The sequence below is a fragment of the Pseudomonas yamanorum genome (genome assembly GCF_900105735.1).
Classification (GTDB): domain Bacteria; phylum Pseudomonadota; class Gammaproteobacteria; order Pseudomonadales; family Pseudomonadaceae; genus Aquipseudomonas; species Aquipseudomonas yamanorum.
The window spans coordinates 6,790,111-6,806,938 of sequence record NZ_LT629793.1; the positions used below are offsets into that span (position 1 = coordinate 6,790,111).

The window sequence follows — 16,828 nt, forward strand, 5'->3', positions numbered from 1 at the left end:
GTGCCTCGGTGCGTGTGATATTCGGCGCCACCGCTCCATCGTTCGTTTCCTGACGCAGCCTGATCGGCATTTGTCGCGATCAACGTCTACGCCATTTCCCTCATTCAAGAGCAGGATTTCATGGCACTTCACAGAACCGTAGAGACCCAGGACCAAGCTATCGAAGACGTCTATTCGAGTGGCTCCGCCCAACACAAACTGCCCAAATATCGCCTCCCGGACCACTCGACCACGCCGTCCGCCGCCTACAACCTGGTGCGCGACGAGCTGCTGCTGGACGGCAATTCCCGGCAAAACCTGGCGACCTTCTGCACCACCTGGGTCGAGCCCGAAGTGCAGCAGTTGATGGCCGACGCCCTCGACAAAAACATGATCGACAAGGATGAGTACCCGCAGACGGCCGAGATCGAAAACCGTTGCGTGCACATCATTGCCGACCTGTGGCACGCGCCGAAGTCGTGGCAAACCGTCGGCTGTTCCACCACCGGTTCCAGCGAAGCGGCGATGCTCGGCGGCCTGGCCCTGAAGTGGAGTTGGAAGAAGCGCCGGGAAGCCGCGGGGTTGCCCACGGACAAACCGAATTTCGTGTGCGGTCCGGTGCAGATCTGCTGGAAAAAATTCGCCCGCTACTTCGATGTGGAAATCCGCGAAGTGCCGTTGCGCGGTGATGCATTAGGCCTGCGCCCGGCCGACCTGCGGGAATATTGCGACGAAAACACCATCGGTGTTGTGGCGACCCTGGGCGTGACCTTCACCGGGATCTACGAACCGGTCGCCGCCCTGGCGGCCGAGCTGGACTCGATGCAACGCGATCTTGGCCTGGATATTCCGATTCATGTCGACGCGGCGAGCGGCGGGTTTATCGCCCCGTTCATTCAGCAAGAGCTGCAATGGGACTTTATGATCGAGCGCGTCAAGTCGATCAACGCTTCCGGCCACAAGTACGGCCTGGCGCCGCTTGGCGTGGGTTGGGTGATCTGGCGCTCCACTGAAGACCTGCCGGAAGAGCTGATCTTCTACGTCGACTACCTGGGCGGCAACATGGCGACCTTTGCCCTGAACTTCAGCCGGCCCGGCGGTGAAATCATCGCCCAGTACTACAACTTCCTGCGGCTCGGTCGTGACGGCTACACCCGTATTCAACAAGCGTGTTCCGATACGGCGCAATGGTTGGCGTCGGAAATCACCAAGTTCGCCCCGCTGGAACTGGTGTACGACGGCAAGGACGGGCTGCCGGCGGTCTGCTACAAGCTCAAGGACGGCGTAGACCACGGCTTCAGCCTCTACGACCTGTCGGAGCGTGTGCGCATGCGCGGCTGGCAGATCGCGTCATACCCGTTGCCGTCCGACCGGCAGAACGTCGTGGTACAGCGCATCCTCGTACGGCATGGCGTGAGCCGTGACCTGGTGGCGTTGCTGCTGGAAGACCTACGCAAGGCCGTTGCCTACCTGCAGAAAAACCCGGTAGAGCATTCCGACGCGGGCCCCAGCTTCAGCCATGGCGCCATCGCCGACCCGGTCATCCCGGCCGACACCCCGAACCTCGACTGAACGCACTGAACACTCACCGGGCCTTGGGGCCCGGTGCCTTTAGCGTTGCATCGCCAGGTACGAATCATCGTGACTGCCTTCTTCAATTTCCTGCACGACAACCCTTACATCCTGCTGTTCCTGGTGGTTGGCCTGTCCGTCTGGGTCGGGCGCGGCACCATCAAGGGCTACGGCCTGGGCGCGGTGGCCGGGGCCATCGTGATCGGCTGCGCGATTGCGACCTGGGCGTCGTACTACGGCGTGCATTTCGAACTCGATAACTTCACCAAGAGCCTGTTTTATTACCTGTTCATGTACGGCGTCGGTTTGCGGGTCGGGCCTTCGTTTATCAACAGCCTCAAGGGCGATGGCTTGAAGTTCACCTTCCTGGCGATCCTGTCCTCGTTCCTCGGGCTGGGCATCGTGGTGCTCGGCGTGCGGTTGCTGTCCCTGCCGGTAGGCGCGGCAGGCGGGATTCTCGCCGGTTCGCAAACCATGTCGGCGGCCATTGGTTCCGCCGAGCAGGCCATCACCTCGGGCGTGGTTCCACTGCCGCCGGGCACCACCGCAGCAGCGGCCACGGCGATGATCGCGCTGTCTTACGGCATCACCTATATCTGGGGCACAGTCGGGATCATATTGATCTGCAAATACCTCCCGCGCTGGTGGGGCGTGGATGCGCGCAAGGCCGCGAAAGAGTTCGAGGTGGAGCACGGTGTGCCGAACGTCGACGATGCCGGGCTCAGCGGCTATCGACCGTTCGACCTGCGGGCTTATCGCCTGGTAAACCCGGAGCTGGTAGGACAAAGCATTGCGCAGTTTCGCCAGCGCTTTGCGTTGTACCAGATCGAGAACGTTGAGCGTGGTGAAGAGTTGCTGGGGGCTGATCCGACGCTGGTGTTGCAGCTGGGCGATGTGATTGCCCTGGGCGGCAGCCTGGATGCGCTGACCGATCACATGGGCCTGATCGGGCCGGAAGTACCGGATGCCCGGGCGTTGAATATACCGCTGGATGAGGCGGTGATTCTGGTGACCCACAAGGATGCCGTGGGCAAGGCGCTCAAGGAATTCAGCCAGTCGCCGATTGCCGGGCAGGTGCAGTTGGTGGGGATTGAGCGGGGTGGTGCGCCGATTCCGGTGGGGCTGGAAACGCGGTTGCAGCGCCTGGATGTGATGCACTTGATTGGCTTGCGCAGTGCCATCGACAAGGCCACGGCGTTGCTGGGCAAAGCGGGGCGGCCGAGTACGGCGACGGATTTGCTGACGCTGTCGCTGGGCATGGTGCTGGGGTTGCTGATCGGCCTGATTCAAGTGCCGGCGTTCGGTGCGGCGGTGGGGTTGGGCAATGCGGGCGGGTTGCTGGTGTCGGGGATTATCGTTTCGTCGCTGGTGTCGCGGGTGCGGTTTTTTGGGAATACGCCGAATGCGGCGCGCAACATTCTCGAGGACATGGGACTGATTTTCTTTGTCGCGATCGTGGGGGTGAATGCCGGGGCCAATCTGGTTTCGCAGATCAGCGCGATCATTGCGTTGAAGATCTTTTTGCTTGGGTTTGTGGCTTGCACGATTCCACCGTTTATTGTTTGGGCTGTGGGGTTTCATGTGTTCAAGATTAATCCGGCGATTCTCATGGGCGGTGTTGCGGGGGCGCGGAGTCACTCGGGGCCGGCGCGGGAGGCGGCCAAGGAGATCGACAGCACTGTGCCGTGGATCGGGTTTCCTGTTGCGTATGCGGTGTCGGGGATTTTGCTCACGGTGTTTGGGTACTTTGCCATGGTGCTTGCGCGGTAGCTGTATTGGGTACATATCCGTTGCTGCGGTAACGGCCACTTATGGTTCCGCTCTTACAGCGGGTCACTTTTGGCAAACGCCCGGAATGCCGGCCCAGCCAAAAGTAACCAAAAGGTCTTTGCCCCACCACTCGGTGCCTCGCCTAGGCTCGGCATGCCCGCACTCCGGCACGGCTCCGCGGGCCGCCGCGACGGGCCATCCATGGCCCGGCGCGGCTAAATCGGCATCCTTGCCGATTTACCCGCTCCACCGTGCCTGCGTGCGGCCATCGTGGTTGACGGGGCCCGCAGATCAAAATCAAAAGCAGATCAAAAGCAGAGCACAGCGGCCTACCGGCCGGCTTGAGTGTTAAAAGCCAGATCAAAAGCCGGAGCGAATGCAGATCTGCTTTTCTGTGGGAGCTGGCTTGCCTGCGATGCAGACACCTCGGTTTTTCAGATACACCGAGGCGATGCCATCGCAGGCAAGCCAGCTCCCACATTTGACCGTGCCCGCTTTAGCTTTTGATTTGGCTTTTGCTTCACAACACTCAAGCCGGCCGGTAGGCCGCTGTGCTCTTGCTGTTGATCTTGATTTTGATCTTAGGCGCCCCGTTAAACCACGCTGGCCGAACGCAGGCTTTGGAGCGTGGGTAACCCGGCAGGACGCCGGGTTAGCCGCGCTGGGCCAAGGATGGCCCATCGCGGCGGCCCACGGTCCAAAGCCGGAGTGAGGGCACACCGAGCCTAAGCGAGGTGCCGAGTGGTGGGGCAAGAGCGTTTTGCTTACTTTTGCGCTCTTCAAAAGTGAGCCGCTGTAAGAGCGGAACCAATAGCAGCCCTGACCGAAATAACGGATATGTACCCACCACAAACGAGCAAAAAAAAGCCCCGCGACCGAACGACGGCACGGGGCTAAAAATTGGCTGGATGCGACCAACCAAAGGAGCTCTTTAAATCAAATCACTTGGCACTGGCAATGGTGGTACTCGGCTGCCACCCACCCCCCAACGCCTTGTAAATCGCGACAATCCCCCGATACAGATCCACCTCGGCCTGAGCCTGGGAATCCTCGGCGGCCAAACGCTCACGCTGTGCGTCCAGCAACACCAGGAAGTCCACCGTCCCTTCGCGGTAACGAATCTCTGCCAGATCCGCAGCAGCCCGGCTCGACTCACTCTGACGAATCAGCGAAACCAACCGCTGCTGGCGCTTACCGTAATCACTGAAGGCATTCTCCGATTCTTCCAGCGCCAGCAACACCTGCTGCTCATAGCTCGCCAGAGCACCATCCGCCTCAGCATCCGCACCACGCAACCGAGCCCGCACGCTACCCAGGTCAAACGCCGCCCAGGTAATGCTCGGACCCAGCGACCAGGCATTCGCCGCCGCCGACCCAATCTGCGAACCCCGCCCAGCGGTAAACCCGAGGAACCCACTGAGACTCACCCGCGGAAACAGATCAGCCTTGGCCACCCCAATCCGCGCCGTGGCCGCTGCCAACTTACGCTCGGCACTGAGAATGTCCGGACGACGTTGCAACAATTGCCCCGGATCACCAATCGGCAAGGCCTTGGCAATCGCCGGCAAATCTTTCGGGCTCAAGTCCACGGTCAACTTGTCCGGACGCTGGCCGAGGAGGGTAGCGATACGATTACGCTCGCGCACTTCCTCAGCCTGCAGCTGCGGCACACTGGCTTCTACAGCCGCCAGCCGCGCATCGGCCCGCACCACATCGAGCTGATCGCCCACACCGGCATCCCGCAGGCTGACCGTGATGCCGCGCGAATCTTCCTGGTTCTTCAGGTTAGCCACCGCGATTTTCTCGCGCAGTTGCGCGCCCCGCAGTTGACCGTAAGCGTCCACCAGCTCGGCAATCATCGTGACTTGCAGTTGATACAGGTCGGCCTCGGCAACCTGTTGGTCAGCGTCGCTGGCTTCGAGGTTGCGGCGGATCCGCCCGAACAAGTCCACTTCCCAGGCCATGTCCAGGCCCAGGTCATAACGCTCGCTGTTGACGCGTTTAGTGGTCTGGCCCGGAATCTGGCCTTTGCCCACGTCGCTGCTGGCGCGGCTGGTGATCACCGGCATCACGTCATTGGCGGCGTCGTCACGAATCGCCCGGGCCGCCCGCAGGCGGGCAAATGCCACCCGCAGGTCACGGTTACCGTTCAGGGATTGAGTCACCAACTGGTTAAGGGTCGGGTCCTCGAACTGCTGCCACCAGATGCCTTCGAACTTCGCGTGGTCGTACTGTTTGGCGTTGGCGGCGGCCGTTACGTTGGCCGCCTCCAGAGGTTGGGTTTTATAGTCCGGGCCCACGGCACAGGCGCTCAGCGCCAGTACCAGCAAGCTCGGTAAAAATACTTTCACGCTCATTGCTGTGTCTCCAGCTTCAAGGCCTTGGCCGCTTTGCGCGCTTCACCGCGTTCAACAAACCGGCGGATCAGTACATAGAACACTGGCGTCAGCAGCAGACCGAAGAAGGTCACGCCGATCATCCCGGAGAACACCGCCACACCCATGGCGTGACGCATCTCGGCACCGGCACCGCTGGACATCACCAGAGGCACCACACCCATGATGAAGGCGAACGAGGTCATCAGGATCGGCCGCAGACGCAGACGGCAGGCTTCCAGTACCGCCGCGAGCGGATCGAGGCCTTCCTGCTGTTTATCCTTGGCGAACTCGACGATCAGAATCGCGTTCTTACAGGCCAGGCCCACCAGCACGATCAGGCCGATCTGGGTGAAGATGTTGTTGTCGCCGCCGGAGATAATCACCCCGGTGATGGCCGACAGCAGGGTCATCGGTACGATCAGGATCACCGCCAGTGGCAGGCTCCAGCTTTCGTATTGGGCGGCCAGTACCAGGAACGCCAGCAATACGCAGAGCGGGAACACGAACAGCGCGGTGTTGCCCGAGAGGATTTGCTGATAGGTCAGGTCGGTCCACTCGTAGGTCATGCCGTTGGGCAGTTCGTCTTTCAACAGTTTCTCGATCGCCGCCTGGGCCTGGCCGGAGCTGTAACCCGGTGCGGCGTTACCGTTGATCTCGGCCGTGATGAAGCCGTTGTAGTGCATCACGCGGTCAGGGCCCGAGGTGTCGCTGACCTTGATGAAGGTCGCCAGGGGAATCATCTCGCCTTTGTTGTTGCGCACTTTCAGCTGGCCGATCTGGTCTTCATCCTGGCGGAACTGTTGCTCAGCCTGCACGTTGACCTGATAGGTGCGCCCGAAGCGGTTGAAGTCGTTGGCATACAACGAACCCAGGTAGATCTGCAGGGTGTCGAAGATGTCGCTGATTGCCACGCCATGGGTCTTGGCCTTTTCGCGGTCGATGGCAGCATCGACCTGGGGCACGTTGACCGTGTAGCTGGTGAACAGGCCGAACAACTCAGGCACGCCACGGCTCTTGGTAATGATGTTCTGTACTTCTTTGTACAGCTCGTCGTAACCCAGGTTGCCACGGTCTTCGACCTGCAGGCGGAACCCGCCAATCGTACCCAGGCCCTGTACCGGCGGCGGAGGGAAGATCGCCATGTAGGCTTCCTGGATGCTGCTGTACTTGCCGTTCAGTGCACCGGCAATCGCACCGGCAGACAGGCTCGGGTCTTTACGCTCATCGAACGGCTTCAAGGTTACGAACACGATGCCGTTGTTCGGGCTGTTGGTAAAACCGTTGATCGACAAGCCGGGGAAGGCAATCGCGCTTTCCACGCCCGGCTGTTTCATCGCAATGTCCGACATGCGCTTGATCACGTCTTCGGTGCGGTCCAGGCTCGCGGCGTCCGGCAATTGCGCGAAGGCCACCAGGTATTGCTTGTCCTGGGCCGGTACGAAACCGGTCGGCGTGTGGGCAAAGCCCATCCAGGTCAGGACCATCAGGCCGGCATACAGGAACAGCGCGATGCCACTGCCGCGGATCACCCGGCGTACGGTGCCGACGTAACCATGGCTGGCCTTGTCGAAGAAGCGGTTGAACGGTTTGAACAACCAGCCGCCCAGCATCTTGTCGAGGAACCTGGAGAACCCGTCTTTCGGTGCGTTGTGGCCTTTGAGCAAGACCGCTGCCAGGGCGGGCGACAGGGTCAGCGAGTTGAACGCCGAAATCACCGTCGAGATCGCAATGGTCAAGGCGAACTGCTTATAGAACTGGCCGGTTAAGCCGCTGATAAAAGCCGCTGGAATGAACACCGCACACAGTACCAGCGCGGTCGCGATGATCGGGCCAGTCACTTCGCTCATGGCCTTTTCGGTGGCCGGGAACGGTTCCAGTCCAAGCTCGATGTTGCGCTCGACGTTCTCCACCACCACGATGGCGTCGTCCACCACGATACCAATCGCCAACACCAGCCCGAACAGCGACAGCGCATTGAGCGAGAAGCCAAACAGGTGCATCACCGCAAACGTACCGATCAACGAAACCGGCACTGCCACCAGTGGAATGATCGACGCGCGCCAGGTCTGCAGGAACAGGATCACCACCAGCACGACCAGGATCAGTGCTTCAAACAAGGTGTGAACCACGGCCTCGATGGAACCCCGCACAAAGACGGTAGGGTCGTAGGCGATGCGGTAATCCATGCCCTCCGGGAAGCTCTGTTTCAGCTCCGCCATCTTGGCGCGTACTTCATTGGAGATGTCGATTGCGTTGGAGCCCGGGCGCTGGAAGATCGGGATCGCCACGGCCGGTTGGTTGTCGATCAACGAGCGCAGGGCGTACTGGCTGGAACCCAGCTCAACCCGCGCGATGTCTTTCAGGCGCGTGATTTCGCCGTTAGCCCCGGCGCGGATGACGATGTTCTCGAACTCTTCCTCAGTGACCAGTCGGCCCTGGGTGTTGACCGACAGCTGGAAGCTGGTGTCATTCGGCGCAGGTTGCGCGCCCAAGGCACCGGCCGCCACCTGGCGGTTCTGCTCGCGAATGGCGGTTACCACATCGGTGGCGGTCAGGTTGCGCGAAGCGGTTTTGTTCGGGTCAAGCCAGACGCGCAGGGAGTAGTCGCCCATGCCGAACAGCTGCACATCACCCACGCCGCCCAGCCGTGCCAGCTCATCCTTGATATTCAGGATCGCGTAGTTGGACAGGTACAGCATATTGTAGCGCTGGTCGGGGGAGGTGATGTGCACCACCATGGTCAGGTCGGGAGAGGCCTTGTCCACGGTAATACCGATGCGTGTCACTTCCTCGGGCAGTTTTGGCTGAGTCCGGGTTACCCGGTTCTGCACCTGCACCTGCGCGTTGTCCAGGTCGGTGCCCAGGGCGAAGGTGATGGTCAGGGTCAGCTTGCCGTCGGCGGTCGATTGCGAGGACATGTACAGCATGTTCTCGACGCCGGTGATGGCTTGCTCCAGAGGCGCGGCCACGGTTTCACCGATGACCTTGGGGTTGGCGCCCGGGAAGTTGGCACGGACCACAACGGTCGGCGGCACCACTTCCGGGTATTCACTGATTGGTAGCTGGAACAGTGAAATCGCGCCGGCGATCAGGATCAGCAGCGACAGCACCGCTGCGAAGATCGGCCGCGAAATGAAGAACTTGGAAAAATTCATCTTGAGTCGTATCCCTTAACCGCGTGGAGTCGCGACACTGGCGAGCTTGGGCGCGGCTTTATCCGGCGCCACTTGCTCCAGGTTGCTGGCTTCAAGCGCTTGTCGTTGTTGTGCCAAGGCGGCGAGGGTTTCCTTGCTGGCCATCGGGATGGTTTCCGGAGCAACCGGCGATCCCGGGCGAACGCGCTGCAAGCCCTTGACGATGATCGTGTCGTCCTTGGTCAGGCCGCTGCGCACGATGCGCAAACCTTCGATCTTCGGCCCCAGCTCCACGGCGCGATAGGCCGGCTTGTCGCCGTCCATCACCAGTACGAACTTCTTGCCCAGGTCGGTGCCCACGGCTTCGTCGCTGATCAGCACGGCGGAGTAGGTGCCGCTGCCCACAAGCTTCAAGCGGGCATACAGGCCAGGGGTGTATTCGCCCTTGCTGTTATCAAACACAGCGCGACCACGAATGGTGCCGGTGGCCGGGTTGACCTGGTTGTCGACGAAGTTCATCTGGCCCAGGTGCGGGTTGCCGTCTTCATTGGACAGGCCCAGGTACACCGGGGTAGTGGCGCCACGGCGACCCTGGCGCGCGAGTTCGGTGTACTTGAGGTACACACGCTCATCGGCGTCGAAGTAGGCGTAGACCTTGTCGGTGGAGACCACGCTGGTCAGCGCGGTGACATCGGCGGTGACCAGGTTGCCGGCGGTGATCTCGGCACGGCTGACACGGCCGCTGATGGGCGAGCTGACGCGGGTGAAGCTCAGGTTCAGCTTGGCCAGGTCCAACTGCGCCTGGATCCCGGCGACGGCGGCGCGGGCTTCCTGGGCAGCGGTGGTGCGCGAGTCGGCCAGTTCGGCGGAGATCGCATTGCTCTGGCGCAGGCGTTCGCCGCGTTGGGCTTCGTTATCGCTGCGGGTGGCCGCGGCCTTGGTTTGTGCGAGTTGTGCTTCGAGGCGGCGCACCTCAGCCTGGAATGGGCGAGGGTCGATCTGGAACAGCAGGTCGCCTTTCTTGACCAGCGCGCCCTCGGTGAAGGCGACCTGATCAATCTGGCCCGACACGCGCGGACGGATCTGCACGGTTTCCGGCGCTTCGAGGCGGCCGGTGAATTCGTCCCACTCGTTGACCGGTTGTTCCAGCACCTTGGCCACGCTGACGTGGCTTGGTGGCATGGCGGCTGCCTGTTGGGGCGCTTTGCCGCAGGCGCTCATCACCATCACGGCCAAAATGGCCAAGGGATAGCGCAAATGTTTGAGTGACTGTTCCATGAGGTGCATCCGCCAATGTATTTAAGATGGGCGGATCATGCTCGGCAGGGTGCTATCTCACGAATCGAATGAAACAAAGGTAACTATCATTCGGAATGATATAAGCGTAAAGCGAGCCCTCTAGCATGCAGGTTTCGTTAGGGAGCTATCAATGCGATTGATGACAAAGGACTGTTGCGCAGGATGCAAGGAACAGTGCGCCCCACAAACTGTCGGCGTGCTGGCTATTCAAAGGTGCAGAGCGCCGGGTTGGTTGCCGTGCATTCGTTGCCTGCCCATGCGCTGCCGACCGGCTTGGCATTGACCAGGTTTTTCAGGGTCATGCTCACCGGCTCATGGTTCTGATCCAGGTAGTGGCATGCCACCGACGACTGACCCTGGCTGCTTTGGATCACCGCCTTTTCGAAGTGGACCTGGTGCAGGTCTTTCTGCTCTGTCATCGGGTTTTGCCCGGTCCATTGCTGGCCGCCCGGGCCGGACGCGGTGTAGGCGACCACTTCCCCGGTCGGCGTCTTTTTGAACGCGTCTTTAAGGGCATCGGTGGGCGGGCAGGCGGCAGTACCGGCGTAGGCGTTGCCCGCCAACGCCATCAGGGTCATCACGAGGGCTGAGGTTTTCTTGAGCTGCCTGTTCATCACGCGTGCTCCTGGCCTGGAGAAACAGTGATGTGAAGACTAGCCCAAACAGGCAACGCGGGAGGGGGCTAAATCCACACGTCGTTGATCGCCGTACGCTCCCCACCCTCCGTACCGGTGTTCAACACACCGCAGGGCTCGATCAACAGCAGCTTCACCTCACCCAAGGCGTGCGGCTTGTGCTCGACGCCCTTGGGCACCACATACATTTCCCCTTGCTCGATGGTCACGGCGCCGTCGCGGAAGTCGATGCGCAGGGTGCCTTCCAGGACAATAAAGGTTTCATCGGTGTCGGCATGGTCGTGCCAGATAAAGTCACCTTCAATCTTTACCACCTTGAACTGGTAGTCGTTCATCTGCGCGACGACCTTGGGCGCCCATTGCTCGCTGAACAGGGCGTACTTCTGGGCGAAGTTGATCGAAGCGTAATTCGTCGAAGCTTGGCTAGCAGGCATTGTAGGTTCCAGGGTTTCAGGACATTGGAGCCTTAAGTTAGGCCCAACGGCCGGCCGGATATTGAATGATCGTGCAGCGCGCGATGGTCCTGGAGGGCGTGCAACTGTTGGCTGTGCAACAGCGGTCGGACAGTTGTGGTTTGCTCGAGACAGCACAACATCGCCCGTTGTTTTTATCGCATTGATTTTATTGAAAATAATTTATGGCATGGGCTCTGCAATACACAGGTGAACCCTTTCACCCGTCGCCCAGCGGAGCCCTGTATGCCTTGCACTTTCTTCTCGCGTTCCCGTTTCATCTGGCTTGGCGCAGCGCTGTTGCTGGGCCACGCCGCCCTGTCCCAGGCCGCCGAGGGCGACGACGCGGTACCGTCCCTGGCCGGCAAGCGCATTGCCGTGAGCATGACCGGCACCAGTCACTACTTCGACATCAAGGCGTTCCAGGCCCAGGTCGACGAGATCAAGCGCCTCGGCGGCACGCCCATCACCCTCGACGCCGGGCGCAATGACAAGAACCTGGTGACCCAACTGCAAACCGTGGTCACCCAGAAACCCGATGCGGTGATCCAGACCCTCGGCACCCTCAGCGTGATCGACCCTTGGCTCAAGCGCATCAGCAAGGCCGGCATCCCGCTGTTCACCATCGATGCGCCTTCGCAGTACAGCCTCAACAACACCACCTCGGATAACGTCGCCACCGGCAAGGCCCTGGCCGACCAACTGATCAAGGATGCCGGCGGCAAGGGCAAGATCCTGGTGTTCAATGGCTTCTACGGCGTGCCGGTGTGCGCGATTCGCTATGACCAGTTGAAGCTGGCACTCAAGGATCATCCGCAACTGGAAATCATCGAGCCGGAGCTGCGGGATGTGATCCCCAACACCGTGCAGGATGCGTATTCCCAAGTGTCCGCGTTGCTCAACAAGTACCCGGCCGGCAGTGTCTCGGCGATCTGGGCGGCGTGGGACATTCCGCAGTTGGGGGCGAGTAAGGCGTTGATCGATGCCAAGCGCACCGAAATCAAGACCTACGGTGTGGACGGCACGCCTGAAGTGCTGGAACTGCTCGGCCAGGCCAATTCGCCGGTGGGCGCGGTGGTCGCCCAGCAACCAGCACTGATCGGCAAGACCGCGGTGCAGAACGTGGCGCGCTACCTCGCCGGGCAGCGCGACCTGCCCAAGGAAACTCACGTCGCGACGTTGCTGACCACGGCGGCCAACCTGGCGCAGGTCCAGCAACTGCGGGGTGATTGATGGCCGCGTTGCACTTGCAGCACCTGCACAAACGTTTTGGCGCCACCGTGGCGCTGGATGATGCGAGCCTGAAAGTCGAACGCGGCACCATTCACGGTCTGGTGGGCGAGAACGGGGCCGGCAAATCGACCTTGATCAAGGTCCTGGCGGGGATCCACAAGGCGGACTCGGGGCAGGTGAGCATTGACGGCCAGGCGTATGCCGCGCTGTCGCCGCGCCAGGTGGACGCGCTGGGCGTGCAGTTCATCCATCAGGAGCGGTTGTTGCCGGCGAGTTTTACCGTGGGCGAAGCGCTGTTCTTCGGGCATGAATTACGCCGTGGTCCGTTTGTGGATCGGCGCCGGCAGCAGCGCGAGGCCGAGCGTCTGCTGGCGGAATATTTTGAACTGCAACTGCCGGTCGGCGCGCTGGTGGGCGAGCTGAGCAGCGCCGAGCGCCAGGTGCTGCAAATCACCCGGGCGCTGATTCGCCAGCCGAAGATCCTGGTGTTCGACGAGCCCAGCGTGGCGTTGGTCAAGCGTGAGGTCGACCAACTGCTGCGGATCGTCAAGCGCCTGCGGGACCAGGGTTTGTCGATCCTCTATATCTCCCATTACCTGCAGGAAATCGACAGCCTCTGCGATGAGGTGACGGTGTTGCGCAATGGTCGTGATGTGGCGGTGGTAGAGCCACGGCATACCTCCAGCGCGCAGATTGCGCGGCTGATGGTCAACCGTGAGGTGCAGGACATGTATCCCAAGGCTCAGGTCGAACTGGGTGAGCCGTTGCTGCAGGTGCGCTCGCTGAGCCTGGCCCGGCGCTACCGGGAAATCGACCTGGAGCTGCGCCGAGGTGAAATCGTCGGCCTGACCGGGCTGGTCGGGTCGGGTGCCAAGGACTTGCTCAAGACCCTGTTTGGCGTGGTGCATGCCGACAGCGGCAGCATCCACCTGGAAGGCCGTTTGTTGCGCCTGCGTTCACCCGGTGACGCCATCGCCCAAGGGATTGCCCTGGTGCCGGAAGAGCGCCGCAGCCAAGGGATTTCACCGCTGCTCTCGGTGCTGGAAAACCTGACCCTGGCCGGGCTTGGGCGTTTCAGCCGCTGGGGTTTGCTCAACCAGCGCCAGGAGCAGGCCGAAAGCCTGCGGCTGATCGACGAACTGGCGATCAAGGCGCCGGGGCCGCAGGCCGCCGTCAGCCAACTCAGCGGCGGTAACCAGCAGAAAGTCGCCCTGGGCAAATGGCTGAGCCGCCGTTCGGCGGTGTACCTGTTGGACGAGCCGTGCGTGGGCGTGGATGTCGGCGCCAAAGTCGAGATTTATCGCTTGATCGGGCGTTTGGTGGAAGAGGGCGCTGTGGTGCTGGTGCTGTCTTCGGACTTGCCCGAGCTGCTGGGAATCTGCGACCGCATCCTGGTGTTACACCGTGGTGAAATCGCCGGCGAATTCCAGGCCGGCGAAGCGGACAGTGATCAACTGCTGGCGTGTGCCACAGGTGCGGTTCACGCCACGGCACCCTTGCCAGCGACTCGAGAGGTGGCCCATGTCCCTGCTTGAAACCGCTGCTCCTGGTTTCTCCCAGCGTTTATGGGTGCTGTTGTTGCGACGTGGCTCGGCAGGTGTGTTCCTCGCGATTCTGTTAGGTTTTGCCGTTGCTGCACCCAACTTCCTGTCGGTGGGCAATATCGCCAATGTGTTCAGCCAGTCGGCCATCCTGGGGGTGCTTGCCTTCGGCCTGACCTGCGTGATCATCGGCGGCGGCTCCAACGTGGTATCCGGTGGGCTTGACCTGTCGCTGGCGGCCAACCTGGGGTTGTGCGCCGCTGTGTTCAGCCGACTCAACAACGCCAGCTTCGACCTCTGGACCAGCCTGCTGCTGACCTTGGCATGTGGCTTGGCGGTGGGCCTGCTCAATGGCCTGGCCGTGGTGGTACTGCGTTTGCCACCGTTGCTCGCGACCCTGGCAAGCATGAATGTACTGGCCGGCCTGGAACTGGTCCTGACCGAAAATACCGTGGTCTCGACTGACTCACCGCTGCTCGACCTGCTCAGCGGTGGGACCTGGCTGGGCGTGCCTGCGCTCGCCTGGGTGTTGCTGGTGACAGGCTTCGTGCTGACATTGCTGATCCAGCACACCGCCTACGGACTGCGTCTGCATGCCGTCGGAGAGTACCCGCACGCCGCCGAGGCCGCCGGTATTCGAGTGCCGGCGTATGTGCTTTCCAGCTATCTGCTGTCGGGGTTGTGTGCGGCCGTGGCAGCCTTGTGTTCAGCGGCGTTTTTCAGCGGCAGCACCACCGGTTCCGGTGACATGCTGTTGTCGGTTGTGGCGATTGCCTTTCTCGGGGTGGTGTTCTCCCGGCGACTGGTGGCGAGCATTCCTGGCACCTTGCTGGCGACCCTGTTGATTGGCTTTCTGATCAACGGGTTTCAGTTGCTCAACCTGTCGAGTTTCTGGGTCAACGGTGTGCAGGGCGTGCTGATTCTGCTGGTGGTTGCGGCGTCCAGTGCATTGAACCGGGGAGAGCAATCATGAGTCGGGTTTCAACGCTACAAGCTCATGGCGGTGGGTGGCGTTCACTGCTGCCCCTGACGTTGCCGTTGGTGTTCGTGGCCATCGTCGTGGTGTTTGCCTGGCAGGCACCGGGGTTCCTCAGTGGTGGCAACCTGAAAAGCCTGGTGCTGAACAACTTCGTGCTGCTGGCGATTGTCGCCATCGGCATGACCTACGCGGTGGCGGCCGGTGGCATCGACCTGTCGGTGGGCACCGCGCTGGACTTTGCCAGCTTCAGCTTTGTGGTGTTACTTAACGCCGGGCACGGGCTGGGTGTAGCGATTGCCGGTGCGCTGGCTGCCGGGCTGCTGGTAGGGCTGTTCAATGCCGGCTTGATCGCGGGACTGCGGATCAGCCCATTCCTGGCCACCCTGGGCACCTTGTTTATCGGCACCAGTGCCCAGCAGTTGCTCTCGGACGGCGGCCAGCCGATCTACATCGCCCAGGGTTTCAAGCCGGAGTTGGCAAGTGTCAGCCCGTTGGGTGTGCCGTTGCCGTTGCTGGTCGTGCTGGTATTGGCAGTGGTCTACGGCCTGCTGCTGGCCCGTGGGCGCCTGGGGCGCGAATTGCTGGCCCAGGGCACCCAGCCGCTGCTGGCGTTTTACTCGGGGTTATCGGTGCGCCGCATCGTCACCACCACGGTGCTGGCGGCGGCGCTGGCGTGCGGGGTAGCGGGGATTCTGCTGAGTTCGACGGTGAGCGCTTATGTGCCGCTGTCGGGCAATGCATTCTTGCTGAATGCGATTGGCGCGGTGTTTATCGGCACCACGATGAATCGCCAGGGCCGGGCGAATATTCCGGGCACGCTGCTGGGTGTGCTGTTCATCAACGTCATCGCCAATGGCTTGCTGTTGATCGGCTGGAATTTCTACTGGCAGCAGGTGGCCACCGGCGTGCTGATTTTTGTGGTGCTGGCCTTCAGCTTTATCAGCCGCAGGATCGCCCAGAACACCTGAGGCACGGCGCCCCAGGGTTCAATCCGGCCGCTACTTTTCCCAGTCAGCCTTGGGAATCAAAAGGCCATGGTTGCCGTTATAGGCGGCGCGCTCGGGCTGTTTCCAGCCTTCCAGCAGCGCGTCGTCGAGGCGGTAGATCTCAACGCCCAATGGGCGGCAGACCTTCAGCGGATCTTCCGCATCCGGGCCCCACATCGGCAGCGACAGGTCGCCACCGGGGCAGGTGGAGAGGGCACATAGCAGGTCGATTTCGGCAAAGAACTCCAGGTAGTCGCCCTGCTTGGCCGGGCAGGCTTTCATGAAGTACATGTCGTCGTGATTGAGGCCGGTGCACTGGAAAATGTTCAGCACGTCGTGCACGTCGAACTCGGTCAGGCCATGGGGCAGCACGGCGCGGGTCAGGTTGGAGTGGCAGTGGTGGTGGAAATCTTCGCCGGTGAGCATCTTGTTCACGTAAGGGTCGCAGCGCGTGCCGAGCAAATCGTGCAGGCGCCCGCCGTGTTCGTCGATGCCGTAGTCGGCCAGGCTGTCATCGGTGATGGTGACCATCGGCCGCAAAAACGGCAGGTTCGACCACAGGCGGTCATAGGTAGTGACGTGAGCGCCTTGCAGTTGGCGGGTACGCGCCGCCCACATGCGTTCGCGGGGGTCGTTGGCACTCCACACGTTGAAATCGCCGACCTGCGGGCCCACCGGTGTGGTCACGCGGAATACATGGCCGGCCGGAACTTTCCAGGCGCGGCCGGTGCGGATCGGCACTTCAAATTGTTCGATCAGGGTGCGCCCATCCCGAGACTCGCGCACGCGGTCATAGAAGGCTTTGTCGACCTGCAAGGCAGCGCCTTTGCTGACTTGATAGGCCGCTGGGTAGTCCTTGTACATGGTGGG

12 protein-coding genes are annotated in these 16,828 nt (G+C 61.6%); 6 read left to right on the top strand and 6 right to left on the bottom strand.

Translation table 11 applies throughout. The features are described from left to right. Nucleotides 1-120 precede the first annotated feature (120 nt). Entirely contained in the window at nt 121-1,551 is a 1,431-nt protein-coding gene (locus BLU46_RS31595; protein ID WP_063029927.1) for a glutamate decarboxylase, read from the top strand. Between the two features lie 69 nt (nt 1,552-1,620). Beyond that, nucleotides 1,621-3,321 (top strand): aspartate:alanine exchanger family transporter, encoded by a 1,701-nt coding sequence (locus tag BLU46_RS31600; protein ID WP_063033961.1) that lies wholly within the window; start codon nt 1,621-1,623, stop codon nt 3,319-3,321. Nucleotides 3,322-4,262: 941 nt separating this feature from the next. Here BLU46_RS31600 and BLU46_RS31610 read toward each other — a convergent pair. From BLU46_RS31610 to BLU46_RS31630, 5 genes are all read right to left on the bottom strand, one after another. Further along, complete coding sequence (locus BLU46_RS31610; RefSeq protein ID WP_093209710.1) at nt 4,263-5,678, bottom strand: efflux transporter outer membrane subunit; 1,416 nt, start codon at nt 5,676-5,678, stop codon at nt 4,263-4,265. After that, the gene (locus BLU46_RS31615; protein WP_063030419.1) at nt 5,675-8,854 is read right to left on the bottom strand and encodes an efflux RND transporter permease subunit; all 3,180 of its coding nucleotides are present in this window, start codon (nt 8,852-8,854) and stop codon (nt 5,675-5,677) included. The genes BLU46_RS31610 and BLU46_RS31615 overlap by 4 nt, the downstream gene beginning before the upstream one ends. A gap of 15 nt (nt 8,855-8,869) precedes the next feature. Further along, the gene (gene mexE, locus BLU46_RS31620; RefSeq protein ID WP_093210225.1) at nt 8,870-10,111 is read right to left on the bottom strand and encodes a multidrug efflux RND transporter periplasmic adaptor subunit MexE; all 1,242 of its coding nucleotides are present in this window, start codon (nt 10,109-10,111) and stop codon (nt 8,870-8,872) included. 224 nt (nt 10,112-10,335) lie between these two features. Beyond that, complete coding sequence (locus tag BLU46_RS31625; RefSeq protein WP_093209712.1) at nt 10,336-10,746, bottom strand: DUF3757 domain-containing protein; 411 nt, start codon at nt 10,744-10,746, stop codon at nt 10,336-10,338. A 68-nt stretch (nt 10,747-10,814) separates the two neighbouring features. Then, entirely contained in the window at nt 10,815-11,201 is a 387-nt protein-coding gene (locus tag BLU46_RS31630; protein ID WP_093209715.1) for a cupin domain-containing protein, read from the bottom strand. A gap of 264 nt (nt 11,202-11,465) precedes the next feature. Between BLU46_RS31630 and BLU46_RS31635 the strand changes: the two genes are divergently transcribed. Genes BLU46_RS31635 through BLU46_RS31650 form a run of 4 tightly spaced genes read left to right on the top strand, consistent with a single transcriptional unit; the run spans nt 11,466 to nt 15,940 of the window. Beyond that, a complete protein-coding gene (locus tag BLU46_RS31635) occupies nt 11,466-12,452 on the top strand; it encodes a sugar ABC transporter substrate-binding protein (RefSeq protein ID WP_017479686.1) in 987 nt (328 codons plus the stop codon). Next, nucleotides 12,452-13,987, top strand: a complete 1,536-nt coding sequence (locus BLU46_RS31640; RefSeq protein ID WP_093209717.1) for a sugar ABC transporter ATP-binding protein — start codon at nt 12,452-12,454, stop codon at nt 13,985-13,987. The genes BLU46_RS31635 and BLU46_RS31640 overlap by 1 nt, the downstream gene beginning before the upstream one ends. Continuing rightward, the gene (locus BLU46_RS31645; protein WP_093209720.1) at nt 13,974-14,966 is read left to right on the top strand and encodes an ABC transporter permease; all 993 of its coding nucleotides are present in this window, start codon (nt 13,974-13,976) and stop codon (nt 14,964-14,966) included. Before BLU46_RS31640 ends, BLU46_RS31645 begins: the two co-directional genes overlap by 14 nt. Continuing rightward, entirely contained in the window at nt 14,963-15,940 is a 978-nt protein-coding gene (locus BLU46_RS31650; RefSeq protein ID WP_093209722.1) for an ABC transporter permease, read from the top strand. Before BLU46_RS31645 ends, BLU46_RS31650 begins: the two co-directional genes overlap by 4 nt. A 30-nt stretch (nt 15,941-15,970) precedes the next feature. Here BLU46_RS31650 and BLU46_RS31655 read toward each other — a convergent pair whose 3' ends face one another. Next, nucleotides 15,971-16,822 (bottom strand): urea carboxylase-associated family protein, encoded by an 852-nt coding sequence (locus BLU46_RS31655; protein WP_003210853.1) that lies wholly within the window; start codon nt 16,820-16,822, stop codon nt 15,971-15,973. Nucleotides 16,823-16,828 lie beyond the last annotated feature (6 nt).

Excerpts from the sequence above, each read along its gene's own strand:
- BLU46_RS31595 (WP_063029927.1), top strand. The coding sequence starts at position 121 with ATGGCACTTCACAGAACCGTAGAGACCCAGGACCAAGCTATCGAAGAC.
- BLU46_RS31645 (WP_093209720.1), top strand. The coding sequence starts at position 13,974 with ATGTCCCTGCTTGAAACCGCTGCTCCTGGTTTCTCCCAGCGTTTATGG.
- BLU46_RS31635 (WP_017479686.1), top strand. The coding sequence starts at position 11,466 with ATGCCTTGCACTTTCTTCTCGCGTTCCCGTTTCATCTGGCTTGGCGCA.
- BLU46_RS31625 (WP_093209712.1), bottom strand. The coding sequence starts at position 10,746 with ATGAACAGGCAGCTCAAGAAAACCTCAGCCCTCGTGATGACCCTGATG.
- BLU46_RS31640 (WP_093209717.1), top strand. The coding sequence starts at position 12,452 with ATGGCCGCGTTGCACTTGCAGCACCTGCACAAACGTTTTGGCGCCACC.
- BLU46_RS31615 (WP_063030419.1), bottom strand. The coding sequence starts at position 8,854 with ATGAATTTTTCCAAGTTCTTCATTTCGCGGCCGATCTTCGCAGCGGTG.
- BLU46_RS31630 (WP_093209715.1), bottom strand. The coding sequence starts at position 11,201 with ATGCCTGCTAGCCAAGCTTCGACGAATTACGCTTCGATCAACTTCGCC.
- BLU46_RS31610 (WP_093209710.1), bottom strand. The coding sequence starts at position 5,678 with ATGAGCGTGAAAGTATTTTTACCGAGCTTGCTGGTACTGGCGCTGAGC.
- BLU46_RS31650 (WP_093209722.1), top strand. The coding sequence starts at position 14,963 with ATGAGTCGGGTTTCAACGCTACAAGCTCATGGCGGTGGGTGGCGTTCA.
- BLU46_RS31655 (WP_003210853.1), bottom strand. The coding sequence starts at position 16,822 with ATGTACAAGGACTACCCAGCGGCCTATCAAGTCAGCAAAGGCGCTGCC.
- mexE (WP_093210225.1), bottom strand. The coding sequence starts at position 10,111 with ATGGAACAGTCACTCAAACATTTGCGCTATCCCTTGGCCATTTTGGCC.